The organism is uncultured Gimesia sp. (assembly GCF_963972345.1).
GTDB lineage: Bacteria > Planctomycetota > Planctomycetia > Planctomycetales > Planctomycetaceae > Gimesia.
In genome coordinates this window covers 1-25,986 of sequence record NZ_CAXAVM010000055.1, presented here as the reverse complement: position 1 = coordinate 25,986, position 25,986 = coordinate 1, and the positions used below count along the sequence as shown (strand labels likewise).

The following is a 25,986-nucleotide window of genomic DNA, read 5'->3' as shown; positions in this document are numbered from 1 at the left end:
TCTTATTCCCTGCCAAACAGGGAAAATCGGGATCGGGCCGGTTCTGGTTCCGCTGAGTCCCGTCGCATTTTTGGATCGATGTATCCTGCAGGCTGAATAAAGGAATTGTCCTGGTTTTCAGCTGCTCCATTCTGGAACCGGTTTTTGACCATTTGTGTAAATCTGCCCGACCGTGGTTGTGTCTGGGCTCCCTGGTATTGTCCGGGAGCATTGGCATGAGGCCCACTGGCTGCCGGCGCTGGTGGCGGAGGCAGGGGCTGATGTTGATTCGTGTGTGCCGGAACCTGGGGATTCACAGGCTGTGCCGGGAAGGAACTGCGATGCTGCGGAATCGGCTGTGCTGCCGCTCCCTGCTGATAGGTCCCCGTATTTGCAGGTGGATAATAAGGTGACGCAGGAGCCGGATTGAACGGCTGGTAACCTACTTCGATTCCCTGACCGGCACCGCGACCATAAGGCTGCAGCTGATAGACGGCTGTGTCCGGAGCCCCTTCCGTCATCGCATATTTATACAATTCCTTATCTGCTGGCACTGTCACTTCAAAACCGGGATAAGGAGGAACTTCATCCTCTTCCATCGGTCGTACCAGTTGTGGAGTCACCGTAATCAGCAGTTCCGATTCACCCTGACTCGACTGTTTGGAACTGAACAGGTAACTGCCCACCAGCGGAATTTCTCCCAGCCAGGGAATACGGGTCACCCCGGTGGAAGTATCATGTCCAAATAAACCCGCCAGTACAATGGTCTGTCCTTCGCGTAATTCCACGGTTGTCTGGGCCCGGCGTGAATTCAGACCGGGGATTCCCTGGACGGAGTTACTGTCATTGATCTGGCTGTATTCCGGTACGATTCGCATCCGGATCAAGTCTTTATCAATGACAATCGGCGTGACCACGATTGAGGTACCAAATCCGCGGAAGGTGGTGGATGTTCCCTGGGCGCCCCCGACACCAACAATTGTCGGAACCGCAAACTCACCACCGGCCAGGAAGCTGGCCGAGTGACCGCTCAATACCGTGAGCGTCGGGCGTGCCATAATTTTGGTTGTCCCATTTTGAGCCAGTGCGTTGATCAGTACATTCACTTCACCAGCCTCAAAGATACCTGTCAACGTCGAGGGAATTCCCCCCATGGAGGATCCCAGAAACTGTCGACCTCCGTCAAACAGGACACTTAAATCGACACCCAGCTGTCGCATCATCGTGCGGTTCATCTGCGCGATCGTGACATGGATCATCACCTGGAATTCTCCCGGGATCTCTAACATGTTCACAATAAAGGAAGAGGCATAACCATTGTTTCCGATACCGTCCAGCATGCCCCCTGCACCATAACCGCCTCCATAGGCAGCACCGGCTCCCACCGGCTGAGGTCCCCCCAGGTTGCCTTCGTAGTTGATTACTTCACCGCGAATGACCGACAGAATATTGGCCGCTTCCGTCGCATCAGAGGCCTCTCCTTTGACAATAATTTTCCGGGAGAGAGGAATCAGATACACTTTACTGTTCGGAAAGAGAACCGCAATTTTTCGTTCCAGCTTGCCGTAATCAATCCGCCGCTGGCCTTCCAGGCTGGGGTCCTGAATTGTATGTACGAGATAGGTAATCGGCGTGTCGTCACCTTCAAACCATAACGTTAAGGTCGTGGTCCCCATTTCCAGTCCCACAATCGAAATTTCCGTGGGGGAATAGGTGACGAATTCAATAATCGAAGGGTCAGCAATTGCGTACCGCCGAATTCGTGAATTGGTGATGATCAGCTGGCTGCGACGGATGATAATTTCCATCTCGTCGAAAATGCCGGGAGTTGAGCGGATTTGAGTCGGCAGAGGTTTCCGGGTAATACGGCCTGTATCCTGCACCATCTGAATGTTGGAACCGTTTGAATGATCTGCCGCATCCTGAATGGGAACCACACCTTGCGGCGCGGAATCAAACTGGGACGGAGGTTGATACTGGTTTTGTGGCAGATATTGAGGTGAGACTCGATGTTGAATCTGCACAGGAGGTTGTGCGTATTGACGTTGCATCTGAGGACGTTGCATCTGTGCAGGAGGTGCTGCCGATTGTGCGCCACGTTGAAGTGAACGCGGGGGCCTCTGCAGCATCGTGGGTCCCTGGGCCAGCGCAAAGTGTGCAAGCGAAGATAGACTCGCGAGGCTGATCGCGATAATTTTTATGGCATTTTGAAAACGAATCGTTTCAAAATATCGAATTGCCGATCCATGGCAGTTCTGCTTGAACATCCGCTGTCGCTCCCCAATTGCCTGCACTCAGGAAAATGGTCATTTGGCGTTATACTAAAGTTTATACTCAGGGCGATCGGCGCCTGATTGACTCAACGATATGGCTTTACATTAGTAATAACTGTTATTTACTCAGAACCGGTTATCCTTAACCGGTTCCCGGCTTCCTGTTTTCCACGTATCAGCTCGCCACGTTCCTGTCACAATCAAGGAAAAAACCACCGGCTTTTCGAATTCTTCGAACGTAATTCGGGTAGATACACATCACTTTGTATTGTTTGTATCGGCTAATCGTGAAATCAGGATTAGAGTGGTTCCACTAATTTTTACCCTTTCCTCTCTCAAGTTGAGGGGAAACACTTAGTTATGACAAAAATAAAACCCAGGCAGCGGGCCTGGGTTTTTAGTGGAAACGCCTTCACATCAGCGTCGTTTTATATTGATGAGACGCATTTACCAGCGATAATTTGTATCCCGGTTATACGTCGGAGCACCGGGGTTGTACCAGGGACGTCTGTAACTGTAGGAAGGAAAACGGTAGTGGCCATACTCGTTGGAACGGTAGAAGCCGGGACCAAAGTGTTTGGTGTAAGGATCTTCTGTTAACGCCTGATTCTGCATTCCCGTATTTGCTTCATTATAACCTCCGTACCAGGTTTGCCCGGCCTGCATGCCCACCTGAGGACCGGTCATTCCATAAGTACCGCCGGCTCCCTGGGTCGCACTATAGTAATAAGGTGAGCCCACCTGAGGCACAACATTATTAGGCAGCCAGTACTGATTTCCGCCTTGAACATAGCCTCCCCCCTGGTAACCGGGAACAGGCCGGGTCAGCGCATCCGGGTCGGCGGCACCCGGTTGTTGCTGCATCTGTTGTTGTTGCATGTGAGGCTGCAGGTTGGCAGCAGGATCAGGTTGCGGCGTCACTGAACTCGGAGGCGGGGGCAGTGTGCCTGATTTTCCCAGATCCGCTCCCGGGATGATCACATCATCTGCATACACGGTAGCACAAGCCATGACCAGCAGCACGATCACCAGCGTGACTCTTCGATAATTTCCCATTGCTCTCTCACACCTCATGTTAGTATTCAAAAACATCATCTCTGATGTAAAGCAAAAAATATTCGCCATTCATAAACAGCCTGCCTGACGCAAAACTGTCTGATCTATATGGAATCACAAGTGCCTCGCTCACGGGGAGCAGCAGACATTCGCGTTGCTACTTAAGCCTACATCCTAATCCGGGCAGGAGACCAAAATCCCTCTCAAACTTCATGCTTTCCGCCCTGTTTCGGCAGATCCTGCCGGTTCATTTTGACTGGTTATACTAACCCGATTTGAAAATATGCAGGTTGTGCCGCACTTATGTGATTTACTCCCTGCGAATTTTATGATGAACCTGAAGGAAAGGTGGTTTGATATTCCGATAAATAGTAATGCGGGGTAACAGCTCGCGCAGAGGTCACACAGAAATCGGAACGTTTATTTAATTCATCAGACAGTTCAGAGACTCTGTTTTTTGATTAAGAGGGATTACTGGTATGTCATCTACTTTAATAGCCATTGCAATCGCAGCTTCCGTCGGCGGAGATCCGTACTATTCAGACGGAACCTATGGTGCTGAAGCGATGCCTTACGAATCCAGCCAGCCCATGACCAGCGCCGGCGTCACAGGCGGAATCTACGGTGATCCTCGATTTCCGTTCGATTCACAATACCCCTGGCAGCATGGCTATTTCCAGGAAATTTCACCCTACAGTGGCTACCACTACTTCAAGCCATATAACTACCGCCACGTGCTTTCGCAAACACAGACCGCGAACGGCTGGGGTATTACTCCTCAACTGGCCTATTCGCAGCACTTCTGGAACCGCTACCACGAGCAGGCAGCCTGGAAGAATTATGCGCTCCCTCCACGGGAAGAAGATATCGAAGAAATTCAACAGCGAAAACGGGATTTCCAGGAACGCCGGGAAGAACTGAAATCTTCGTACTATCAACCGCAGCAGACGATGGTACCGGTTGACTATCAGCAGCAGTACCAGCAACAGCCTCAGTACCAGCAGCAATATCAACAGCCCGCATACCAGCAGCCTCAACGACAGAATCCCTACCAGGGTAACTCTGCGGGGTACGAACAGAACCCGGTTTATATCAACCGCTGAGCATCCGGTCGCTGGTCACTTAATCCTGGTCTGTTGAAAGAACCCGTGCGACTTCTGCGGTGGTCACGGGTTGAATCAGGCCGCGCTCGGTAATGATCCCGGTAATATACTTTGCCGGCGTTACATCAAAAGCGGGATTATAGACATCGACGCCTTCTGGAGCCGTCTGTTTCCCGAACCCGTGTGTGATCTCTTCCGGCAGACGTTCTTCGATGGGAATCTGACTTCCACTGGCCAGGCTCAAGTCGAACGTACTGGAGGGCGCTGCAATATAAAACGGAATCTCATGCAGGCTCGCCAGCAGCGCGACGGAATAAGTTCCAATTTTATTCGCTGCATCTCCATTGGCGGCAATCCGATCTGCCCCGGTGACAACTGCCTGGATTTTCTGTTCCTGCATTACCCAGCCCGCCATGGAATCGGTGATCAGCGTCACCGGGATCTGGCGCTGCATCAGTTCCCATGTGGTCAGCCGGGCGCCCTGCATCAGGGGGCGCGTTTCGTCGGCATAGACCCGGATCTCTTTTCCCTGTCGTGCCGCCTCGAAGAACACAGCCAGCGCCGTTCCCCCGCCCGAGGTCGCCAGGCCGCCGGCGTTGCAATGCGTGAGCACTCCATCGCCTGCGGTAAGCAGTTCGGCACCGACTCGACCAATTTTGTGACACATCTCCAGGTCTTCCTGTTCAATCCGCTGCGCTTCTTCCAGCAGACGTGTATGCATCTCCTCATTGGAAAGCGTCGGCAAACCTGCTGCCAGATTCTGCAGTCGATCCAGAGCCCAGAACAGATTCACCGCGGTCGGCCTGCTCTCGGCCAGGTAGGTTGCCGCTTCTGTCAATCGCTGATCAAAGTCAGGACGTTCAGAACCTGTTCCCGTCTGCAGGGCCACGACAAGTCCATAGGCGGCGGCAATACCGATCGCAGGCGCACCACGCACACGCAGTTTCTTGATCGCCTCCCAGACCGTTTCGACATCTCGACATTCAATTTCTCGAAACTCCGTGGGCAATAATGTCTGGTCGATCATCTGCAGAAAACCATCTGTTCCGCCGACCCACCGCATCGTGGCGATATCTGACTCCATTCGATTCTGCATATTCATATTCAGTTCTCTTCTATAGTTGGTTCTCTCATATCTGAGAGAGGGGAAATTCCGTGGTGTTACTGACTCATATTCTAGCCGAAATCACCTCAAACAAAAAACCCTGCGGTTTCACGAGGTTTTCCATTGATTCCGGTAAATGCACTTTGGTATGCTCAATCCTGCACACCTTTTTAAAGATCCTTTAATATCACAGGATTTTCCTTCCTGAATAACCGTCAATTGCTGAATATCAAGGAATCAATGTTATGCTCCCAACAACTGTCCGGAACTTATTCTCGCTGGGTCTGATTGCTGTTCTCAGCCTGTCGGCCCCCCTGTTCGCTGAAGAACATTGCGACAGCGACTTCAAAAGCATCTTCAACGGTAAAAACCTGGATGGCTGGCAGGGTGCCACTGACGGTTATTTCGCGGAAGACGGCATGCTGGTCAGTAAAAAAGACAGCGGCGGAAACCTCTACACCGATAAGCAATACAAGAACTTCGTCCTGCGATTTGATTTCAAGCTGGAGCCCGGCGCCAACAACGGTATCGGTTTCCATGTTCCACTCCAGCCCAAAACCAGTCCTGCTTACGCCGGCAAAGAAATTCAGATTCTGGATGATACAGCCGACAAGTATGCCAAGCTGCAGAAATACCAGTATCACGGTTCACTCTATGGAACGGCTCCCGCCAAACGGGGTCACCTGAATCCGGTCGGCGAGTGGAACACCCAGGAACTGCTGGTGGATGGTAATAAAGTCAAAGTCACATTGAATGGTACCACCATCCTCGACTTCGACATGACTGACGCCAAGAAAAACGGCACCATCGACGGGAAAGACCATCCCGGCCTGAAACGGGAATCCGGTCACATCTGCCTGTGTGGTCATGGCGCAAAAATCGAATTCAAAAATCTGCGTATCAAAGAACTCGAGTAAGCCACCGCTCGACTGAATCGAATTGAAAAACGATACTCAAACGCCCTGGTAACAGGGCGTTTTTTTACACCCGAAAATAACGCCCAGCAGCCTTAGCAGAGTTTATAACGCACCGCTGCCGGTCAGAATGACGCGGATGGTTTTGAACAGAATTTTAATGTCGTTCCAGACACAGCAGTTCTGTAGATACATCAGATCCAGCGAAACTTTGCGGCGGAAGCTTTCAACATTGTTGTCGTAACCGTTCACGATCTGAGCCACTCCCGTCAGCCCCGGCTTTAATCCCAGCCGATTGATGTAGTTCGGAATCTCTTTGCTCAAGCCTTCAATGAACTCCGGACGTTCCGGTCGCGGGCCGACCAAAGTCATTTCTCCTTTGAGGACATTCCAGAGCTGGGGTAGTTCGTCCAGTCGGGTTTTTCTCATGAAGCGGCCCAGCTTCGTCACCCGGGGATCTCCCTGCACCGCGAACTGTGCACCATTTTTTTCCGCATCCACAGTCATCGTTCGGAATTTATACAGCGTGAACGGCATCCCGTAACCCGATTCATCGCGGCGGTCTGAACCTGGCTGACGACGATCCGACTTCAGATCCAGTTCGGTTAAATCCACCTGTGACTGGCGACGGTCATTCTTCGTCTGCTTGCGCAAATTCAAACCCACGCGGGTCTGCTTGAAAATGGCCGGACCGGGAGAAGTGAGTTTCACCAGCACAACCAGAACCAGCAACAACGGCGCGAGCACAACCAGCATCGTAAAGGAAACGGCGATATCCATCAGTCGCTTGCACAACCGTGTTCGCTCTGAAAGATTCCGCACATCCACCCGTGGCTCATCCAGATGCAGACGTGTCAGCCAGCCCGTGGAACGCCACAGATCGACATCCAGATAGCCTTTGACGAGGTCCGATAATTCTCCGGGTGGGATCATGGCTTTACCCGCCTGGCTGTTCTTTCCTGCGATGATTGAGCTCATGACAAACGCTTTCTTCCATTAGAGGTCATCAGAATTGGCGCCCGGATCGTCAGACGAGAGGAACAGTCTGATGTGTCGGCGATACAGGGGCAGCAGCGATTAAGTACTTACGCTGAAAAGCTAGCTCAAAAATGGCGTCCGTGTTCTGGTAAGTCAGCCAGAACCTCACGGCAGAGGTGAGTCTTTTACACTCAAGATGGGATCCTGCCAAAAAAAACGGTTACAGGAATCAGAACGAATCTGTCTCCTGTAACCGTTAACACGATAATCAGTATTGCAGCGGCGGTGAGCCGATCCTACAGGGAAGAATCCCCTTTGATCTGGCTGGACAATCCACCCGCTGCCGGCAGGTACATTTTCTCTGCATAATCCATGACCATCCGGTCGGCGTTGAATCGCCAGCCCAAGGTGCGGATTCCGTTTTTCATGCGGGCAATCCACTCCAGGGGCAGATCGTCATAGTTCCGGTCGTAATACAGGGGAATCACTTCTTCCTTCAGGACCTTCATCAGGTTCAGACCATCACGGTCATCCTGAATCTCCTGGTTCACATGCGTGCGGCCTTCACCAATGGCAAACCCGTTGCTGCCGTCAAAGGCTTCCGCCCACCAGCCATCCAGAATGGAACAGTTCAATCCACCGTTCAACACCACCTTCTGACCACTGGTGCCGGATGCTTCAAGAGGACGTCGGGGATTGTTCAACCAGACATCCACGCCCTGCACCAGGTGACGACCCAGATTGATGTCATAATCTTCCAGAATCACAATCTTGCCTCGGAACTGCGGTTCCTGGGTCAGCTTGAAGATCCGCTGGATGATCTGCTTGCCCCGTTCATCCGCCGGATGTGCTTTCCCGGCAAAAATGAACTGCACCGGACGATCTGAGTCTTCGATGATCTTCAGGAATGTTTCCATATCCTTCATCACCAGGTCGGCTCGTTTATACGGTGCAAAGCGGCGGGCGAAACCAATCAGTAACGCATCCGGATTGAGCGCGGTTTTCAAGTGGCCAATTTCCGCATCGGAACTGCCACGCCGCCTGGCCTGCTTCACCAGCAGATCGCGGGAGAAATGGATCAGACGATTCTTGAGTGCCTGGTGCGTTTCCCACAAGTCGCCGGGGGTGATCTCTTCAATGCCGGCCCAGACATCGGCCTGACCGGTTTTGTAATACCACTTTGTCGGCAGTACGCGGTCATAAATCACACGCATCGGTGCCGCCAGCCAGGTTGGCATATGCACACCGTTGGTAATATGACCGATGGGAATTTCTTCCTCGCTCCGCCACGGCCAGAGCGAAGCCCACATCCGACGGCTGACCACACCATGCAGACTCGAAACTGCGTTGGCCAGCCGACTCAGTTTAAATGCCAGTACGGTCATGCAGAAGGTTTCGCCTTCATTCTGCGGATCAACGCGGCCCAGGCTCATCAGGGCATGATGATCCAGACCTAACTGGTCACCCAGCGGGCCAACGTGTTCTTCTACCAGACCTCCATCAAAACGGTCATGGCCGGCGGGCACGGGTGTGTGAGTAGTAAACACACAGGACGCAGCGACTTCACGCAGAGCGTCATCGAACGAGAATCCGTCTTCATGCATCCGGTTTCGCACGCGTTCCAGGGGAGCGAATGCCGAGTGACCTTCGTTCATGTGAATCACACTCGGTTCAATCCCGATCGCTTCCAGTGCCTTCACGCCGCCGATGCCCAGCATGATTTCCTGACGGATCCGGGTTCGCTGATCGCCGCCGTACAAGCGGGCGGTCAGATTCCGGTCTTCCTGGCTGTTTTCCGGCACATCCGTGTCGAGCAGATACAAGGGCACGCGTCCCACATTGATCCGCCAGACCTTCGCAAAGATTTCTCCCGTGCGTGTCGTGACCGAAATCATCACCGGCTTTCCCTCAGGCGTATAGGCGGGAATGATGGGCAGATTCTCGGTTTTGGCTTCTGTATAAGATTCCTGCTGCCAGCCTTCTTTATCAATATGCTGCGAGAAATAACCTTCACCGTAAAACAGGCCGATGGCAACCAGGGGCAGTCCCAGGTCCGAAGAACTTTTCAGGTGGTCCCCCGCCAGAACACCCAGTCCGCCGGAATAGATGTGTAATGATTCGTGAATTCCAAATTCAGCCGAGAAATAGGCCGCACAGCGATGCCCCAGAATCGTCGCATTCGTCGAGCCCCAGGTATCAGACCGATCCATGTATTCCAGCCAGCGACGATAAGCCACATTCACACGGGAATGCAGGCTCAGGCTGCTCAATTTATCATCCAGTTCCTGCGGCGAGTATTCTTTCAACAGCAGTACCGGGTTATGATTCAGTTCAGACCATTTATCGGGATCAATCAGATGAAATATTTGAGTGACATCAGGCTGCCAGCTCCACCACAGGTTGCTGGCCAGTTCACAAAGTTTCTCATAAACGGTTTTTTTCTTAGCCATTAAAGATCATCCAATCCATTGCAGTTGTTTATCGTTCGGTCATTCCTCAGCACAGGACTGAGGGTGATACTGATGTCACTCTAGAACACACACTTTAACTCTGGCGTCTCTCGATTAATTATAGCCGGCCAGGATGACCCTGAAAACGTTATCATCAACCGGGACACTGACCTGATTTCTTTACCTGTTTGATCGTAGAATCATGCAGAAATGAGCTCTCTCATTAAAAGAACCAATTCAATTTCAGGCATTTAAAGTATAATGAACTCGACGTTCAGTGGGAGTCTTCCCAGTCACACTTTCAACAGGATATATTGAACTTACACGCTCAAATCAATTTACCAGCCACCTTATTTAACCCAGACTAACTTTCGTAATCTTTCTGGGAGACACCGATAATCCAAGTGGAGCACAAACACGGGAATACCATGTTCCTCAGCTCCTGCCTGCAGAATCGTTTTCACATTTTAGTGATGTCGAATCATTTTGAAAGAATTTTTTACCATGAATCTTCAACGAATCACCGATCTGCCTCCGCTGCCTCAACGACCTGCGGATTCTCACAAAGGAACGTTCGGAAAAGTTCTGGTGATTGCCGGCAGTGTGGGGATGAGCGGAGCCGCCTGTCTCTCAGGAATGGGGGCCCTCAGGGGAGGCGCAGGACTCGTTTTTCTGGCCGTACCCCAGGAAATTCAATCCATCGTCGCTGCCGTGAATCCCTGTTACCTTACCCTGCCGCTGCACGTCGAACCGTCAGGTCAATTGACGGGCCCGTCAGCAAAGGTGCTGCTGGATCAGATTGACGACTTCGCAGCCATCGCGATTGGTCCCGGACTCGGGAAAGCTCCCTGGGTGCAGATGCTGATCTGGAAACTCTACGCAGAGCTCAAACAGCCTTTAATCATTGATGCGGACGCTTTAAACGTGATTGCAGCAGCGGACCAGAACCTGCCAGCTGCCGCAGGACCACGCCTGTTTACACCCCACCCCGGCGAGTTCGCACGGCTCACGGGAAAAAGTATTTCCGAAATCAGCGAAGATCGAGAAACGCACGCGCGCGAATACGCACAACAGCAACAGATCGTATTACTCCTGAAAGGAGCAGGCACAGTCATCACGGATGGTTCCCGCATCGCCGTCAACACAACCGGTAACAGCGGTATGTCAACCGGGGGCACGGGAGATGTCCTCACTGGTCTGTTGACCGCATTGTGTGGCCAGGGGATGCCTGCTTTTGACGCAGCACAACTGGCAGCGCACCTGCATGGGCTCGCCGGAGATCTGGCGGCAGAAGACCTTTCCCAACCCGCGCTCATCGCCTCAGATCTGATCGACTACCTGCCTGATGCCTGGTTGCAACTGCAAAATGAAACGGATAACTGATGTCTATTCTGTTTTCTGAGAAACAGCCTGGCCTGTCGGCATTGGATAAACGGGGGCACTGGAATCCGGTTTGCGCTTCAACAGTTCCGATAACTGAAAACCGTAATACTTCTGATTGGCAGCCGGTTTTCCATCCGAACTCGCATTCGCGACCCACAGCTTCGTCGATTTCGGCTCGAACAGCACATTATGCAGATTGGATTTCATCGCCACGGGCCGACTCATCAGTTCGATCGCAGACTCAGCCGTGAATTCGCCATAACCCTGTTTCACCCGTTTCGACAATTCCTGGTAACGATCGCCGGCGGACAGCAGCGCGGAATCTTTTACCGGGTTCGGCAGCAGGGGATGCGCTTCGCCGGGTTGAATCAGTTCCATTTTCTCCCAGCTGGTTGCCATGCCCACGGAGCGGTTCGTTTTACCATCGGCGATCACATAATAATATTCGCAGGTGCGATAGTTGTCGCGGAACACGGCAATCGCTTCATCCAGGTCTTTCGCTGTCTCCAGTACTTCGCGCACCAGGAATGCCATTGGCACTCCCGACCAGTGCCCCAGTCCCCGGCCTCCCATTTCGCCGATCGAAACAGACTGCATATTCATGCCCGTGACAGAACCAATGAAACCCGCATAAGAGACATTCACAAACGGAATTCCCCCTTTGGGTTCTGCAACGACCAGCACCGCATGATCCTGAAGGCCCCAGTCACAGGCATAATCCAGCACGCGACCATGATACAGTGTTCCGTCTTTCGTCGCAGAATTTGCAATCGAAAAACCGCTGCAGTGAAACATCTCCGGAATGAAATTGGTGGCTCTCACATCCTCATAGGCAATCTCGGCACCCGCTGCCAGCCCCCGCATTTCATCCACATATTTTTGAGGCGTGTATGGTTTCTGAATCTGGACGACCGTTTCAATCGCCTGCCGTGGTTTGAGTTTCACCGGCCCCAGGTCGATCAGCGTCATATCCCCTTTTTCATTGAGCAGGTTGTACATGTTCTTACGAACGTCTTCTTTCAGTAACGCCCCCTGCTGGTAACCCATCTCGTAATGAGTTCCCTTCAGATGCAGCACGTAATACCCGTCAATCTTTTCCAGCCAGCCCTCACCACAACGGGCAATGGTTTGCGCTGAAGCAACCACCGGAGTGAAACAGACCAGTGTCAGTAGCAATAAGAAACACAAACCAGATAAACGGCGAGGGTTACGCGACATAAGAAGATCCTTTTTCACTCGTCAGAACGATTGGGAAACGGGGAGATGCAAGGTTTTCCGATCAGACACACATTATGACAAACTCAGAGTTAGATACAAAATTAATTTTACGACTGTCCATTAAAAATGAACATAAACACACTTTTCAAGCTCACATCGCAATTACAAGTCCCTTAGACTTGCATTCAGTCACTGTAATGTGTGAAGATTGACGGCGCGAAGACCTGAAGTTACTGTAGATACCTCACGCCTATGGATCCGGTTTCAAAGAACTGTTGTTGAAACTGTTTCGTGTCTTCCCAGATTGTATGTTACGTCTCTTCATTCGCTCTTTGTTAGCAATCTCTATGTTTCGAGTTTTAGGCAACAACGTTGTTCGTTTCTGGCAGATCATTCTTGTCTGCTGGGTTGTGGCAGTAGCTGGGATTTCTTACGTCGCACCGGAATGGTCTTCAGTCGTTCAGAACGGCGAATTCGCATTTCTCCCCGCTGACTCTCCCAGCCTGCAAGGCGAGAAACTGTTCAAGCGTGCTTTCCCCGATGATCTGCTGGCCAGCAGCATCGTGATCGTCGTGCGCCGCGAACATGGCGATCAGGGGCTCAGGCCGCAGGACCTCAAATTTATCGAGGACACCCTCAAACCACAGCTTGAGAAGATTGTAGAAGAACAGGGTGGTTATGCCACCGAAAACACAGAGCAAGGCGAAGTCTCGCAGAAATCGAATATCTCGCGGATCCGCACCTACACAGATAAATCCATCGGCAACCTGCTGCAGAGTGAAGACAATAAAGCCTCACTGGTCATTGTAGAACTCTCCACAGAATTTCTGGATCAGAGTAATGCGAAAACCGTCGAGAGTATTGAGCATCTCCTCGCCAATGACGAATTCAAAAAGACGATCGAGCCCGGTCTCGATATCACACTCAGCGGGATAGCCACGGTTGGCCGCGATATGATTCGTGCTGCGAACCAGAGCGCGGAAGCCACCGAACTCTGGACGGTCCTGCTGGTCGTCCTGCTGCTGATCATCATTTATCGTGCCCCCATTCTGGCACTGATTCCGCTCTTTACCGTCTTCGTCTCCGTGAAAATTGCGCTTTCCGTGCTGGCGATTCTGTCAAGCTGGGGCTGGGTCGGCCTGTTCTCAGGCATCGAAGTCTACGTCACTGTCATTCTGTATGGTGCGGGAGTCGACTACTGTCTGTTTCTGATCGCCCGCCATCGGGAAGAACTGGATAAGGAATGCACTTTCAAGGAAGCCGTTTCCAATTCCATCGCCACCGTAGGATCCGCCCTGGCAGCCAGTGCCGGCACAACCATGTGTGGTATCGGCATGATGGTTTTTGCAGAATTTGGCAAGTTTCAACAGGCGGGGATCGCCATGGCACTCAGCCTCTTCTTCGTGCTGCTCGCTTCCCTCACACTCTCTCCGGCCCTGCTCTGTCTCGCCGGTCGCTTCGCTTACTGGCCTCAGACATTCAATGAACGCGTCGCCATTTCCGCCGGCTGGCTGACCCCGTCCAGCGTCATGGCCCGACTGATGCAACGTAACTGGGCCGGATCACTCTGGGAATCGGTTTCGCTTGCCTTACTCAGGAAGCCGGGAAAAATCTGGCTCTCGACCTTTATGATCCTCTTCCCGTTTGCCTTGATCAGCCTGGCCTGCTATGGAAATTTGAGCTACGGCCTGCTCTCCGAACTCCCCAGCGAAGATCCCAGCGTGGTTGGCACGAAAGCCGTACAGGGGCACTATCCCGCCGGCGCCACCGGCCCCCTGACCCTGTTGTTCGAGAATCCGGATGTCAACTTTTCCAACTCCGAGGGACGTAACGCCATCGAACAGCTGACTGCTGCCCTGCTTGAACAGAAAGACGAGCTCGGCATCGCCGACATCCGCAATATGACCAAGCCGTTTGGCATCGGGGCGGCTGATGAAATGGAAGAAGCCAGAAACCTGACCGGACTCAGGAAAATTGGCGCGCTCAGCCGTATCAAGCTGATCAAAAATTATTACGTCAGTTCCGAACCCGAACTCGAAAACCATGTCACCCGCATGGACCTGATCCTCGAAAAAGATCCTTTCTCGCACGACAGTATGATGCAGCTGGAACGGGTTAAAAAAGCGGTCAGTTCAGCGCTGCCCGCCAATCTGCGTGACAATACGGAACTCTATTATATCGGCGCAACCGCCAGCATCAGCGACCTCAAAAACGTCACCGATAAGGACCAGGCCCGCATCGATATCCTTGTGCTGGGCAGTGTCTTTATTATCCTGGTGATCCTGCTCCGCAGACCTGCAATCTCTGCCTACCTGATTTTGAGCGTGTTCTTCAGCTACCTGGTGACACTGGGAGTTACCTTCACCGTCTTCTGGGCTCTCGATCCATATAACTTCACCGGCCTCGACTGGAAAGTGCCGATGTTCCTCTTCACGATCCTGATTGCCGTCGGCGAAGACTATAACATCTACCTGATTACCCGCATCGATGAAGAACAGAAAACCAGAGACCCCGTGGACGGCGTGATTTCTGCTCTGAAAAGTACGGGCGGCATCATCTCCAGTTGCGGGATTATCATGGCTGGTACCTTCGCCTCATTGATGGCAGGCACCCTGGTCGGCATGCAGCAGCTGGGTTTTGCCCTCGCTTTCGGCGTGCTGCTCGATACCTTCATCATCCGCCCCATCATCGTGCCCGCCTACCTGATCATGCTCTATCGCGGCTACTTCGGCTCCTGGGGAAAATACCTCGGTGCTGCCCAGTTCCTCGACGCCAAACCCCAGCCCAAACTCGATTCGAGCCACGTCAAGTAACAACAAAGCAAACCCTGTAAAAGCAGGTGCGCTACCCATGTGTCCGCCCGCCTGGCGACCCACAATTCCAGTGAATCACCGCAAGGAAAACCGACAGAAGAACCAGCGGGTGACCTCGAATGCAATTCGAGGTTGTCGCAGACAACAGGAGGTCGCGGGGTATACGTTATCTCGTGAGAAATCGCGCCTCATAAGATCTGCCTGATACCACGGAAGACGCTGCCCTGGCGCACGATCACACTGTAACCTCCTGTTCGTTCCTCCCTATACAGGAAAAGTCAAACGCAAGAACTACGGATTCGTATGAATCACCAGTTCCGGCAGACTGGCCGAACGTGTGCCACTGATCGGCGGATTGTCCGCTGGTCGAAACGTGAAAACTACCGAGAACTTGGCCTGATCGGTAAAATTGCGGGTCGCCGCATGAAACGTGCGGCAGTGGAACAGCAGGATGTCTCCCGGGTGCAGTTCCGCGGACACACTGGTCTCTATCAGCTCCTGGTTTTCCGGCAGATCGGGTCGCAGGAAGATTCGCTCGTCCAGGCGATGCGGTTCAAAATTCATGCGATGCGTGCCCGGAATGACTTTCAGACAGCCGTTATCCGTGTTTTCTTCGCCCAGAGCCACCCAGACGCTGATCAGTTCTTTCCGCTCAAAGGACCAGAAGCGGATATCCTGGTGCCACATCGTGTCGCTGCTGAACTCGGGCTGCTTGGTCATGATGCAGTTATGATGTGCCAGCGGCATCACGTAATCGGGACCCAGTAACTGCGACAACCGATTCACCAGCGCCGGATGGTTCACGAGCTGCGTAAAGCTCATCCCGCGACTGTGCGACTGCAGCAGCCGCCTCACGGTCTCACCGCCGGCCACATTCCGTGAGCGGGGCGAACCGGGATATTCCACGTCGGCTTCATACTCGACCGGCTCCACCACCCGCGACAGTCCGTCTCTGGTTGCCGCCAGCATTTCCTGCCGCAACGCTTCGGGACAGAGATTACGTAAAATCAGGTAGCCGTCCTGCTCGAATTTCTCAACTTCTTCCGCAGACAGCTGCTCCCGGGTCAGGGACTGTGATGGTGATGCCATAGTTCTCAACTCTGATCATAAAGACACACGCCGACAACGAAGCTCAAAAACAGGCCTCGCTCCGGCAGACTCCGATATCATACAATTCCGCTTCTGAAAATTAAAGTAGTGAAATTGTGTAATCTTCCTGATCTGTTCCTGTCTCCTGTCTGCAGGCTCTAAGCCACTGATCTGAAAACACAAACTCAATCCAAGCGATCAGAAATAACGGCAGAGCTGGTCCCGCCCCACCTCTCGCGATAGCGATCATTCGATTTGATGAACAGAAAAATCGGCCCGTAAAATATTACATAAGGCACCCAGCCCAGGGTAATTACCAGCCCCGACAACATATTATCGACCTGCCCCGGCTGCATGCTCAGCTGCTCCCACAGAATCTGCGTGCCCCAGAAAAATATGCCCCCGATGAGAAACCCGAGATCATGCCAGACCGCCATCAGAATCACGGGAACAGCCAGAAAAGCAATCAGGAACGGCAGAGTTGCCTCGAACAGCAGCCAGAGAATTACCGGAACCACCAGGGTCAACAGCAGTAGCAATAGCCCGGTTCGGGTTGAAATATGCTGTTGATTGGGAGTATTCATTGAGTTTCAGTTCCCTTGGATTTATTCACTTCAGTACAACGGTATTCATCGATCAATCGGAAAAATTCCAGTACCGATTCCTTGTGCAGTTCCGGAGTCACTCCCTGATTGTAATTTCCCCACGTTACCTCCCGGGGATTCAGCCCCATTGTTATCGCCAGGATTAGATTTGGCCAACCCATTGAGGAGCCTGGGAATTGAAATTTATCTCTGACAAATTCATGAAATCCCGCGAAGTCAGGTGTAGATTCATCGCGGACTCCCTGATCAATCATCGCATGTTGATAACCAGCCAGATACAAAAAAATCCGATCCAACATACATGGCAGGTCGTTTTTGAATTTGCTCCAACAGATCATAGATACTATAAGACTCATTCATTCAGCATCGTTCTCCAGACTTAGCTCTGCACATGGATAATACAGCCAATCCACTTCCATAACAGCATGCCACATCAACCCGCTTTAGCAATCATGAATACTCTCTAAATAAAGTCCGTCGGCACCATTTAAGGATACCTCCCCGTGAAGTGGAACCCAATACAATTCAAACAGAATCGGCTGTGCACTCCCATCACCGGGCGTCTGCTCTGCATGTCGCCAGCGTTTTTTCCGTTCTCCCTCATATTGCAGATGGTAAAACCAGGCATCAATGATTTCCTGTTTTCCAAACGGTTCCAGATCCATTTTCTGGCGGGCAATCAGAACAGGATCAGAAAAATCATTCAGCCCCGTTTCTTCGTGCGCTTCCCGCAGCACCGCGGCTTCCGGTGTTTCACCCGGCTCAATGGTCCCCCCCGGAATCTGTGTTCCCGCCTCCGGGAAATCAACATGGTCAAGCACCAGCAGATGATCCCCGTTCGTAATATAAATAAACACGCGATTGCGATAGGTCATACGAACCTGCTTTGCCTTACAAAATTCATCTGTTCTCCCGATTCACAATCAGTTCCAGTTCCGCTCGCGGATTGAGTACTCTCTGTTTGATCAAATCCGGCTTGAGAACCACGTCGCTCAATTCCGCCAGTGAGAACCAGCCGAACACTTCCGTCACATCTTTCACCGTTGCCGCGATCGCAGTCCCGTGCCAGGTGACTTCGTAAACCGTGCAGATCTCGTGAAACCGCCGGTCGTCCAGATTGAAGAAGTTCTCTACGATCGCCGTCGGTTTCCGCACTTCAAAGCCCGGCCCGATCTCTTCGGTCAGTTCCCGCCGCACCGCGGTCAGCGAATCTTCGTTGACCTTAATCCGCCCGCCCGGCAGAAACCACCAGTCATGCCCGGGTGGACGGCACAACAGCACCTCATCCCCCCACCGCACAATCGCCGCCACCCGCAGGTTCACACGGTACTCATTCAAATCGAGGCTGATGTCGGTCATCTTATAATCATATCCCAGTTGTATCAGGATTATTGAGTTCCATTATAGAAATTGAACTCCATCGCCTTCTCTGTAAACCCTATTGTCAATTAAATCTTCTTCAGGAAATAACTGCAGTATTTTCTTTTCAGCATACTGTTTCAACAAACTTTGTTCGGTGAAATCATTTTCATCTAACGTAATAACGACTTCCTGAGGGACGGCAAACGCAGCTAATAATGTTGCATAAAATTTGATAAATCCTTCCCAGACTTTTGACTGTCTCAACTCGACAACACAATCAAATGCCTCTTCCTCCTCATATCTGACAAACCCAATTTGTTTGGCAACTAAATAACTTCCACCAGATGTATAAATAATTTTATCCAAACCACTAGATACCACTCGAAAACCAGTAACTCTCAGTAGCTCATGCCATTCACTTGAGTGAAATGCACTTCCCTTAAATCTTATTTTTGCTTCTGCAATCATTTCCACTTTTCCGACTCTGTACGTTCATCCAAACCGTCTCTTTTTTAATCCCCCAGCTATGATAGTGAATCACCTTCTCCTGGCGGAATCTTGCAGCAGTCATCCCTGTCACTTTCAATTCGCCAGTAGTTTCATCACATGTTTCCAACCAAAGCGTCTGGCCAGATCATAAGGCGTGTCGCCCTCCGGTGTTTTCAAGGTCGGATCGGCTCCATGCTCCAACAGGATTTTGACGACTGTCGCATTGCCGGCCAGTGCATCGCGGTGCAGCATCGTCCAGCCCTCTTCATCTGTGTCTGTCACCATTTCTCTGGATTCCTGCAACGCTGCTTCCAGCGACTCACCCATGTTAATACACATCGGATGTTCCAGCATATTCTGCTTGCGCACTTTCGGATCAATCACGGGTTTCTTCCCGAACAGTCGTCCCAGAAATCCCACCGGTTCCGTGGGTACATAGACGACTTCAATCTCGTCCGGATCGCCAAAGTCCATGCCCCAGGCCTGATCGTGCGCGCGTTGCTGGCTGGAAGACATCCGCGAACGAATCAGGTTTACGGTATATCCGCCATACGCTCTCCCCCGAACGGCAAAGATCCAGTCCGAGATTGCAGACAACGGCTCACAGATCTGATCCCCGTCTTTCACATTGGTCAGCCACTCCGGGTCATTGTTGAGCGTTCCCATAATCTCTCTGCCATTACAGTCAATGCCGTTCACCCACATATGCTCGGTATCCGGGTCGCCAGGGGCCACGTCCGGATCGTGAAAGGCCACTTTGACAGCAGCAAAATCCAGACCGGGGATGATCCGTCGACATTCCCAGGACAACTCCCGCCAGAAATACTTAAATGTTTTCCGCGCCTGCTGGCTGGCTTTCACCATGTCAGGATCATCGCTTTTATACAGAACAATATTTTCCTCTTCACTCATCGTCTTACTCTCCCCGCAAAATAACTCAATTGACTGAACTACTACAAATGCCTTTTAAAAAACACATATGGAATACGTAAATTGGCAGAGACAACTATCACCATTCACATGAACCGAAAACGCTGTTCTGAATCGTCGTCCAGTTGCGAACTGAATGCATACGGGTCGGGCAGTTCCAGGGCACAGGCGAAGCGGAAGCCCAGCGGGATGACCCAGAACGGCGTATCCTCACTGAACGGTGTAGCCGGTTTTGACATATTATACAAGGTTTTGGCACAGCACTCTTCGAAGGCATATTGAGCCAGCGACCGGCTATCGTTTTTTTTACGGGCGATCACCGTTTTCTGTCTGATCCGCTCGTACAGCGAGTCTGCTTCATCCCAGGGCTCCAGGCACTCGCTCATCCTGAGCAGGATCTGCAGCGTGATTTTGTCATCACAGTAAGGCAGAAAATATGTGATCATCTCGCGGATCGAGTCTGACGTTTCATAGTGCCTCATCATAAATCCTCCCGCTTTGAGAGCGCGCCCTGAAGTCAAATTATCAACACTTCTAAAAACCAGCGACCGTTATGATTCACTCAAACTGTTCCTGCTGTCGGGAATCCCGTGCAACACATCTGTCTTCGCCAGCATGTCGTGCCATCCATGTTTCTGCGGAGAACCCGCGACCCAGAAAAAGCCCACCAGAAAAGGGAGATAAGAAGTTATCTTGGACAGGTTACGAATGATCGAACAGCCGAAGGAAATCCGGTTTCCCTGCCGGTCCGCCACGCGGATCCCCATCAGCCGTTTCCCCAGTGTTCCCTGAAAAGAAGAACCTTCCATCAACGCACAATACACGAGCCAGACGCCAAACGAAATTTCCCGAATCCAGTTCCGTTCCTGCATAAACTGCACGCGGGCATCCACGTTCGTACGATCCGCCTGATAGGTAATCCACGTCTGCCCGAAATCCGTATAGAGCAAAAAAATCGTCATCACAACGATACTGATCGGGACGAAATCAATCATGTACGCGACCGTCCTGATCCAGAACCCTGCATACTTCATCCCTGCCGACTCCCTGCTTCCTGTTCTCGGGTGAATTTTCGCTGCTGTATTGATCAGACCTGCATCTGACGAGAATACCCTGACTCGAACCGTAAGTTCAACATGAATCCCGACTTATTCAACGATTTCAGTTGAACACTGCAGCGAGGGGATCGCACAGTCTCTGGCAAAACCGGTAACGCGATGTTCGGCCAGTTTGACATCAGACATCTGTCTGAAAGGGATATCCGGCTGAACCGGTTTGCGAAAGCAAGCACGGGTTGAGTAATGTTCTGCGCGTCAACGAGGATAGTTCGCCACTGACTTGCCGTCTGCAAGAAAGATTATCCGACGATCCTGCACATTGACGGTCACTTTTTTTACCCCGTTCTCGATCGTTTGAATCGCCTTGCCATCAACACGCAATTCCTGAGGAGCCACCACAATCTGAAATCCAGACGTGTTGATCGTCGCGGTGTCTCCAGAACTCTGCGACTCTAAATACCACGAATCGGAATTCGTTGTCACGGAACGACCGCTGTTCAGGGTACAGCTGGCAGAGCCCCCCGCAGTTGCAGCAACCACAAAGACACCCGTCACAATCACCAGCAACATCAGACTCAGGATAAAACCAACACGTTTCAGCCAGGCAAAGCGTTTGACTTGATGTGACATCGCGACCTCCGTGTAAGAAAGAGAAACTCACAGACGTGAACAATATGCCATTCCCTGATACTCGTCAACTCAAAATTCAGACCGATTATTGACAGGCGTTACCCTGTTCGGAAGAGCGAGTCGCCTTAGTGCTGTCACGCTGACTGGAATCACAATCACAAACTGAAATTTGGCGACAGGCAGCTCATGACTCCTTCCATTGATATGATAGCTAATACGTAATCTCCTGCACCAGCAGTCCTTCTTCCATCAGGGGAACTTGCGCCACGACGGTTCCTTCAGGGTCAATCAGCGCTGTCGGGCCATAGGCAATCTGTCCGTCGCGTTTCCCCGTTACATCCGCAGAGAGCAGCCAGAGTCCGGTTTCCCGCGTTCGTTCGGCGCGAATGGCATTGTGGCGATGCTTCCACCATTCGGCATTCTCCGGGTGCAGCATATTGTAGCAGGGGCAGACCATCAGTTGTGCCTGTTGAGAAGCAATCGTCGCGGCACACTCGGGAAGATTCAATTCATAACAGATATTCACACCAAACCGCAGTCCCTCAACTTCAAACGTCGGCGTCTTCGTACCCGGATCGAACAATCGTTCCCCTGGCGCCAGCCGGGTTTTCCGGTAACAGCCCAGCAGTCTTCCCTGCCTGACAACGGCCGCGGAAATAAACAGCTGCTCCTCTGCCTGCTCAATAAAACCGATCACCAGTGTCGGCTGCAGCGACGCCAGTTGTTTCAATATGTCAGCAAACGGGCGGGAAGAAATATCCAGCGCCCGCTCTCGCGCGAGTGTTTCCTGTGTCGTGTAACCCTGCAGATACGATTCCGGAAAGCAAACCAGTGCCGCGCCCTCCGCAGCAGCCCGCGTTGCATACTCTTTGATCTTTGCCAGCGACTGCTCCAGGTCATCCTGCACATCAAACAACTGACACGCGGCGACAGTGATTCTGTTTTGCAAAGGCTCAATACTCCCAATCACAGACTGAATCGAACTTCAGAGGCAATACGCTAAAGCGGTTCCAGCAGGAAGCGTCCGTAAGGGTTAACGAAACATTCCTGACCCGCGTTGATCTCGTCCTCTTTCAGATGCAGGCGAAAGCGAGGTGCGTCTGCCGCCAGTGAGAAGGTCTGACCATCTTTGACCTGCGCCGCTTCGAAAATACGATAATGATTGAACTCCGTTAACAGACGCGCCGCAGCCCGATTTTCGATACTGGCCGGCACCGCCGCATCAGGCAGGCCGAAGATATGCATGCCCGTGCTGTAGAAAGAGTCTTCGTCCCCGGTCAGCATCACATGCGACTGCAACAGATCCAGGTTGTTTTCACAGAACTTTTTCTGCTGCCAGGAACTGAGACTGTGTGCAACGCCCGAATTCTCAAACTTCACTCCCAGCCCGCCACACTCAAGTGTGACATCAATGAAGGTGTGCAACTGATGCAGTTCTGTCAAACCGGTTCGATCGGTGATTAGATACATAACCGAACGATGACCGGCGATCGCTGCGAGATCATTCTCGGGAATCGCCTGCTGCGCGCCGAGTTCAAACGCCAGCGCCATATCGGGATCCACTTCATGAATCTCGCATTTCACCGCGGCACTGTTTACGATCGACATCAGAATCTGCCCGGCGAACAGAAACCGGTCGCGCGCCACCGAAAGAACCTGGTCGCGAAACGCGTCATGACTTTCCAGAACAAGGGGGATGCAGACAACGACTTCCACGGAGCGACTTTCTGATAGAGCAACTGAAATGCATTGAGCCGACACTCGTCATGGGCTCTCAATCCGCTGGCGGTTTCTTCATCATGCAGCATGCCCTTCCATTTTGCAACCGAACTCAGGAAACCACCTCTATCAGCCTTTCGTTTCCCTGCTGCAAAGGCGCCTCGACCCACTATTGCAGTTCAATCTGGGTCTGAAGCGAGCGATCCCCTTGGACTGAAAAGGTGCCTGTTTTGTTCAGCCGACTCAGAAACTCACACTAATGACCGGGCAGGCAACTTTCCGGACGTTCAGATCAAGATGGAACGTTGTCAATCTCAGCGGCTGCTAACAATGGCGCCGGTAATCGCTTCTTCAAGGGTCGCCTGATCGAAGGGCTTATAGATTAAATGGACCCCCTGTTGCGAAAGGGTCGTTTTCAAGTTCTGATTTGCATCATATCCGGTACAGAAAACGACTGGAGGCGGATCGCCCTGGCCGCTGATTTCTTCGTAGGCATCGGGACCGTTCATGAGTGGCATCGAAACATCAAAGAGCAGACAATCAATACGATCTTTTTCCTGGCGATAGATTTCAACCGCTTCCCAACCATTATTCGCGGTCAGCACCTGGTATCCCAGAGTTTCCAGCATGCGGAGGGTGACCAGCATCACGATCGAATCGTCTTCTGCTACCAGGATTGATTTCACATGCGACACGTTGGACATATTGGCATTCACATCAACCAGGTCCATCTGCGGGTGCCGGGTTAAAGAGTCGGTTTCCTTGATAACGGGGATCAGGATCTCGAATCGGGCACCTTTACCTGGCTGGGATGCGTATTCCACACGGCCTTCATGCTCCTGGGCTGTGGAGTAGACCATTGAGAGTCCCAGCCCCGTTCCCTCCCCGACCTCTTTGGTGGTAAAGAAAGGATCAAAGATCCTGTCCTGAATGTATTCCGGAATTCCAAAGCCTGTATCTTTGACATAAAACCCAATCCAGGCCTCCTGCTGTGCTGTAATAAGCCGGTTGCCAATAGTGAGCGTTCCCCCGACGGGCATTGCATCCCGAGAGTTCATGCAAAGGTTAAGCAGTGCTTGCCCTAATAAGAGCGGATTGGCAAGGATCGGGGGAAGAGTGCTGTCTAATTCAAACTCAAGTTTGATACTTTCGGGTAATAACGGACGGAGCAATACACGTAGATCTTTTATGATTATCAAAGAATTGCATTTGCTTTTTTGTACCTCTTCGACACGACTGAATCGCAACAATTGATCGGTCAACTGGACTGCACGCTTGACTGCAGTCATGCACTGTGTAAGGTCTGAATAGGCCTGTGTGCTGGTGGAGATCTCATCCCGGGCAAAAGTCACAAATCCACCGATTGCCTGCAACAGATTGTTGAATTCATGGGCGATGCCTCCTGCCAGTTCCCCGACTGCCTGCATGCGGCCTGCATGTCTGTGATTGATCTCCTTCTCACGTAACGATTCCCGGGCCATTTCCAGTTCGGTAACATCGATCGAAATAACCAGTAACCCAGTTGGTTTGTTATTAAGCTTGAGGGGCACCTTGCTGGTGTCCAGGATTATCGAGTCACCATTTTTAGTGATACGATTTTCGATTTTATGCATCAAAGGTTTACCAGATTCGAGGATCGCACGATCTTCAGCCATGACGTTTTCAGCATCATAACCTACGAGGGATAACTCTCGATCAGTTTTTCCGATGACATCGCTACGGTCATTAAATCCCCAAAATTCCAGGAAAAGTCCATTGCAGCCCAGGTGTCGAGTGTCGGCATCTTTCCAGGAAACGGCAAAAGGGATCACGTCCAAAATGGTTTGCAGCAGAACATTTTTTTCATCCAGCGATTGTTGCGTGCGTTTCTGTTCGGAAATATCCAGGTGGACGCCGACCATGCGGGTAGGATTACCAGCCTCATCGCGGTCGACGACCTGTCCGCGCGCCATCGTCCAGCGGTAATGATTCTGTTCACACAGGAGTCGGTGCTCAGAAACGAAGTGGTCCTGTTTTTCATGCGTAATCAATGCCAGCTGTTGTTTAAAACTGTCGATATCATCAGGATGAATGCGTTTTTCCCAGGTTTCGAGATTGTGCTTGAGCGTATCCGGTTTTGCCCCCACCAGATGCTCCCAGCTCTCGTGGAAGTACAATTCATCCCCGATTGTATTCCAGTCCCAGCTGCCGACCTGTCCGCCGGCAAAAGCCAGCAGGAGACGTTCCGAGTTCTCCTGCGCACGCTTGTTCGCCTTTACCAGCTGGTTCTGATATTCAATAGTCGCAGTGACATCGGTCTGAATCGCGAGGAAGCCCGTGTGTTCGTCTGCTTCAGAAAGCGGCATGCATTCAATGTAATTCCAGAATCGATCTCCCTGTTTTGTATAATTGAGGATCGTGACTTCGAAAGGTTCTGCATTCGCGATTGCAGACCGCATTTTCCGGACAACTTGCGGATCACTTTCGGCTCCCAGGAGCATATCGCCGGGTTTTTTGCCGATGACTTCATCAAACTGAAAGCCCGTGATGCGTTCGAATCCCCTGTTAACCCAGGTCGTCAATCCCTGCCTGTCAGTAATGACCACGGCATTGATTGTTTTATCCATGACCTGTTTCAGGGTTCTGATGCTGATCGAATTATCAGAGGTTAATTTCATGAATGGATGTGATCACTTTCCTTGATCTGGCTGACAATCACTTCCAGTTCGTCAGAAGATAAAGGCGGAGTGCGTAGAATTTCGGTCATCTGATTGGTTTTTTCAATGGCGGTCAGAAAAACATCCTGCGCTTCCATTCTTCCTTTCTGGTAATACTCGGCTAACAGCTGATTTA

General features: G+C 51.7%; 22 protein-coding genes. 4 read left to right on the top strand and 18 right to left on the bottom strand.

Features of this window, described 5'->3' with window-relative positions:
• Window positions 1–2: 2 nt before the first annotated feature.
• Together AACZ40_RS11580 and AACZ40_RS11575 are read right to left on the bottom strand one after the other, a co-directional pair.
• Entirely contained in the window at window positions 3–2,246 is a 2,244-nt protein-coding gene (locus AACZ40_RS11580) for a pilus assembly protein N-terminal domain-containing protein (RefSeq protein WP_291172375.1), read from the bottom strand.
• Window positions 2,247–2,699: 453 nt separating this feature from the next.
• Entirely contained in the window at window positions 2,700–3,308 is a 609-nt protein-coding gene (locus tag AACZ40_RS11575) for a hypothetical protein (RefSeq protein ID WP_291172377.1), read from the bottom strand.
• Window positions 3,309–3,787: 479 nt separating this feature from the next.
• On the opposite strand from AACZ40_RS11575, the gene AACZ40_RS11570 reads away from it, so the two are divergent.
• Window positions 3,788–4,411 (top strand): hypothetical protein, encoded by a 624-nt coding sequence (locus AACZ40_RS11570; protein WP_291172379.1) that lies wholly within the window; start codon window positions 3,788–3,790, stop codon window positions 4,409–4,411.
• Between the two features lie 19 nt (window positions 4,412–4,430).
• On the opposite strand, the gene mtnA is transcribed toward AACZ40_RS11570, so the two are convergent.
• On the bottom strand, window positions 4,431–5,507 hold the full coding sequence (gene mtnA / locus AACZ40_RS11565; RefSeq protein ID WP_291172383.1) for an S-methyl-5-thioribose-1-phosphate isomerase: 1,077 nt from the start codon (window positions 5,505–5,507) through the stop codon (window positions 4,431–4,433).
• 254 nt (window positions 5,508–5,761) lie between these two features.
• Here mtnA and AACZ40_RS11560 point away from each other — a divergent pair, with 254 nt between their 5' ends.
• Window positions 5,762–6,433 (top strand): DUF1080 domain-containing protein, encoded by a 672-nt coding sequence (locus tag AACZ40_RS11560; protein WP_291172386.1) that lies wholly within the window; start codon window positions 5,762–5,764, stop codon window positions 6,431–6,433.
• A gap of 102 nt (window positions 6,434–6,535) precedes the next feature.
• On the opposite strand, the gene AACZ40_RS11555 is transcribed toward AACZ40_RS11560, so the two are convergent.
• Window positions 6,536–7,408 (bottom strand): sugar transferase, encoded by an 873-nt coding sequence (locus tag AACZ40_RS11555; RefSeq protein WP_291172389.1) that lies wholly within the window; start codon window positions 7,406–7,408, stop codon window positions 6,536–6,538.
• 296 nt (window positions 7,409–7,704) lie between these two features.
• Window positions 7,705–9,858, bottom strand: a complete 2,154-nt coding sequence (gene glgP / locus AACZ40_RS11550; protein WP_291172392.1) for an alpha-glucan family phosphorylase — start codon at window positions 9,856–9,858, stop codon at window positions 7,705–7,707.
• A gap of 504 nt (window positions 9,859–10,362) precedes the next feature.
• Between glgP and AACZ40_RS11545 the strand changes: the two genes are divergently transcribed.
• Complete coding sequence (locus AACZ40_RS11545) at window positions 10,363–11,241, top strand: NAD(P)H-hydrate dehydratase (protein ID WP_291172395.1); 879 nt, start codon at window positions 10,363–10,365, stop codon at window positions 11,239–11,241.
• A gap of 3 nt (window positions 11,242–11,244) precedes the next feature.
• On the opposite strand, the gene AACZ40_RS11540 is transcribed toward AACZ40_RS11545, so the two are convergent.
• Window positions 11,245–12,459: a C45 family autoproteolytic acyltransferase/hydolase gene (locus AACZ40_RS11540; RefSeq protein WP_291172398.1), complete on the bottom strand. Its 1,215-nt coding sequence runs from the start codon at window positions 12,457–12,459 to the stop codon at window positions 11,245–11,247.
• A gap of 347 nt (window positions 12,460–12,806) precedes the next feature.
• Between AACZ40_RS11540 and AACZ40_RS11535 the strand changes: the two genes are divergently transcribed.
• The gene (locus AACZ40_RS11535) at window positions 12,807–15,272 is read left to right on the top strand and encodes an MMPL family transporter (protein WP_291172401.1); all 2,466 of its coding nucleotides are present in this window, start codon (window positions 12,807–12,809) and stop codon (window positions 15,270–15,272) included.
• A gap of 291 nt (window positions 15,273–15,563) precedes the next feature.
• On the opposite strand, the gene AACZ40_RS11530 is transcribed toward AACZ40_RS11535, so the two are convergent.
• The 12 genes from AACZ40_RS11530 to AACZ40_RS11475 form a co-directional block, all read right to left on the bottom strand.
• Complete coding sequence (locus tag AACZ40_RS11530) at window positions 15,564–16,361, bottom strand: phytanoyl-CoA dioxygenase family protein (RefSeq protein WP_291172403.1); 798 nt, start codon at window positions 16,359–16,361, stop codon at window positions 15,564–15,566.
• Window positions 16,362–16,546: 185 nt separating this feature from the next.
• Entirely contained in the window at window positions 16,547–16,945 is a 399-nt protein-coding gene (locus AACZ40_RS11525; protein WP_291172406.1) for a hypothetical protein, read from the bottom strand.
• 464 nt (window positions 16,946–17,409) lie between these two features.
• A complete protein-coding gene (locus AACZ40_RS11520; protein ID WP_339674485.1) occupies window positions 17,410–17,841 on the bottom strand; it encodes an NUDIX domain-containing protein in 432 nt (143 codons plus the stop codon).
• Between the two features lie 25 nt (window positions 17,842–17,866).
• Complete coding sequence (locus tag AACZ40_RS11515) at window positions 17,867–18,325, bottom strand: NUDIX domain-containing protein (protein ID WP_339674484.1); 459 nt, start codon at window positions 18,323–18,325, stop codon at window positions 17,867–17,869.
• Window positions 18,326–18,367: 42 nt separating this feature from the next.
• A complete protein-coding gene (locus AACZ40_RS11510; protein ID WP_339674482.1) occupies window positions 18,368–18,796 on the bottom strand; it encodes a hypothetical protein in 429 nt (142 codons plus the stop codon).
• 114 nt (window positions 18,797–18,910) lie between these two features.
• Window positions 18,911–19,729: a DUF2314 domain-containing protein gene (locus tag AACZ40_RS11505; protein WP_339674480.1), complete on the bottom strand. Its 819-nt coding sequence runs from the start codon at window positions 19,727–19,729 to the stop codon at window positions 18,911–18,913.
• 104 nt (window positions 19,730–19,833) lie between these two features.
• Window positions 19,834–20,232, bottom strand: a complete 399-nt coding sequence (locus AACZ40_RS11500; protein ID WP_339674478.1) for a hypothetical protein — start codon at window positions 20,230–20,232, stop codon at window positions 19,834–19,836.
• Between the two features lie 66 nt (window positions 20,233–20,298).
• Window positions 20,299–20,781, bottom strand: a complete 483-nt coding sequence (locus tag AACZ40_RS11495) for an RDD family protein (RefSeq protein ID WP_339674477.1) — start codon at window positions 20,779–20,781, stop codon at window positions 20,299–20,301.
• 279 nt (window positions 20,782–21,060) lie between these two features.
• The gene (locus tag AACZ40_RS11490; protein WP_339674476.1) at window positions 21,061–21,435 is read right to left on the bottom strand and encodes a hypothetical protein; all 375 of its coding nucleotides are present in this window, start codon (window positions 21,433–21,435) and stop codon (window positions 21,061–21,063) included.
• A gap of 211 nt (window positions 21,436–21,646) precedes the next feature.
• Window positions 21,647–22,384, bottom strand: coding sequence for a carbon-nitrogen hydrolase family protein (locus AACZ40_RS11485; RefSeq protein ID WP_339674475.1), 738 nt, complete (start codon window positions 22,382–22,384; stop codon window positions 21,647–21,649).
• 50 nt (window positions 22,385–22,434) lie between these two features.
• On the bottom strand, window positions 22,435–23,151 hold the full coding sequence (locus AACZ40_RS11480; RefSeq protein WP_339674473.1) for a hypothetical protein: 717 nt from the start codon (window positions 23,149–23,151) through the stop codon (window positions 22,435–22,437).
• Window positions 23,152–23,468: 317 nt separating this feature from the next.
• Window positions 23,469–25,760, bottom strand: coding sequence for a PAS domain S-box protein (locus tag AACZ40_RS11475; RefSeq protein WP_339674471.1), 2,292 nt, complete (start codon window positions 25,758–25,760; stop codon window positions 23,469–23,471).
• Between the last annotated feature and the right edge of the window lie 226 nt (window positions 25,761–25,986).

What these genes read in the sequence shown, in the direction of transcription:
- AACZ40_RS11570 (WP_291172379.1), top strand. Translation starts at nt 3,788, where the DNA reads ATGTCATCTACTTTAATAGCCATTGCAATCGCAGCTTCCGTCGGCGGA.
- AACZ40_RS11520 (WP_339674485.1), bottom strand. Translation starts at nt 17,841, where the DNA reads ATGACCTATCGCAATCGCGTGTTTATTTATATTACGAACGGGGATCAT.
- AACZ40_RS11535 (WP_291172401.1), top strand. Translation starts at nt 12,807, where the DNA reads ATGTTTCGAGTTTTAGGCAACAACGTTGTTCGTTTCTGGCAGATCATT.
- AACZ40_RS11495 (WP_339674477.1), bottom strand. Translation starts at nt 20,781, where the DNA reads ATGAAGTATGCAGGGTTCTGGATCAGGACGGTCGCGTACATGATTGAT.
- glgP (WP_291172392.1), bottom strand. Translation starts at nt 9,858, where the DNA reads ATGGCTAAGAAAAAAACCGTTTATGAGAAACTTTGTGAACTGGCCAGC.
- AACZ40_RS11490 (WP_339674476.1), bottom strand. Translation starts at nt 21,435, where the DNA reads ATGTCACATCAAGTCAAACGCTTTGCCTGGCTGAAACGTGTTGGTTTT.
- AACZ40_RS11540 (WP_291172398.1), bottom strand. Translation starts at nt 12,459, where the DNA reads ATGTCGCGTAACCCTCGCCGTTTATCTGGTTTGTGTTTCTTATTGCTA.
- AACZ40_RS11500 (WP_339674478.1), bottom strand. Translation starts at nt 20,232, where the DNA reads ATGATGAGGCACTATGAAACGTCAGACTCGATCCGCGAGATGATCACA.
- AACZ40_RS11580 (WP_291172375.1), bottom strand. Translation starts at nt 2,246, where the DNA reads ATGTTCAAGCAGAACTGCCATGGATCGGCAATTCGATATTTTGAAACG.
- AACZ40_RS11560 (WP_291172386.1), top strand. Translation starts at nt 5,762, where the DNA reads ATGCTCCCAACAACTGTCCGGAACTTATTCTCGCTGGGTCTGATTGCT.
- AACZ40_RS11510 (WP_339674482.1), bottom strand. Translation starts at nt 18,796, where the DNA reads ATGATTGCAGAAGCAAAAATAAGATTTAAGGGAAGTGCATTTCACTCA.
- AACZ40_RS11505 (WP_339674480.1), bottom strand. Translation starts at nt 19,729, where the DNA reads ATGAGTGAAGAGGAAAATATTGTTCTGTATAAAAGCGATGATCCTGAC.
- AACZ40_RS11545 (WP_291172395.1), top strand. Translation starts at nt 10,363, where the DNA reads ATGAATCTTCAACGAATCACCGATCTGCCTCCGCTGCCTCAACGACCT.
- AACZ40_RS11525 (WP_291172406.1), bottom strand. Translation starts at nt 16,945, where the DNA reads ATGAATACTCCCAATCAACAGCATATTTCAACCCGAACCGGGCTATTG.
- AACZ40_RS11555 (WP_291172389.1), bottom strand. Translation starts at nt 7,408, where the DNA reads ATGAGCTCAATCATCGCAGGAAAGAACAGCCAGGCGGGTAAAGCCATG.
- mtnA (WP_291172383.1), bottom strand. Translation starts at nt 5,507, where the DNA reads ATGCAGAATCGAATGGAGTCAGATATCGCCACGATGCGGTGGGTCGGC.
- AACZ40_RS11530 (WP_291172403.1), bottom strand. Translation starts at nt 16,361, where the DNA reads ATGGCATCACCATCACAGTCCCTGACCCGGGAGCAGCTGTCTGCGGAA.
- AACZ40_RS11515 (WP_339674484.1), bottom strand. Translation starts at nt 18,325, where the DNA reads ATGACCGACATCAGCCTCGATTTGAATGAGTACCGTGTGAACCTGCGG.
- AACZ40_RS11575 (WP_291172377.1), bottom strand. Translation starts at nt 3,308, where the DNA reads ATGGGAAATTATCGAAGAGTCACGCTGGTGATCGTGCTGCTGGTCATG.
- AACZ40_RS11475 (WP_339674471.1), bottom strand. Translation starts at nt 25,760, where the DNA reads ATGGATAAAACAATCAATGCCGTGGTCATTACTGACAGGCAGGGATTG.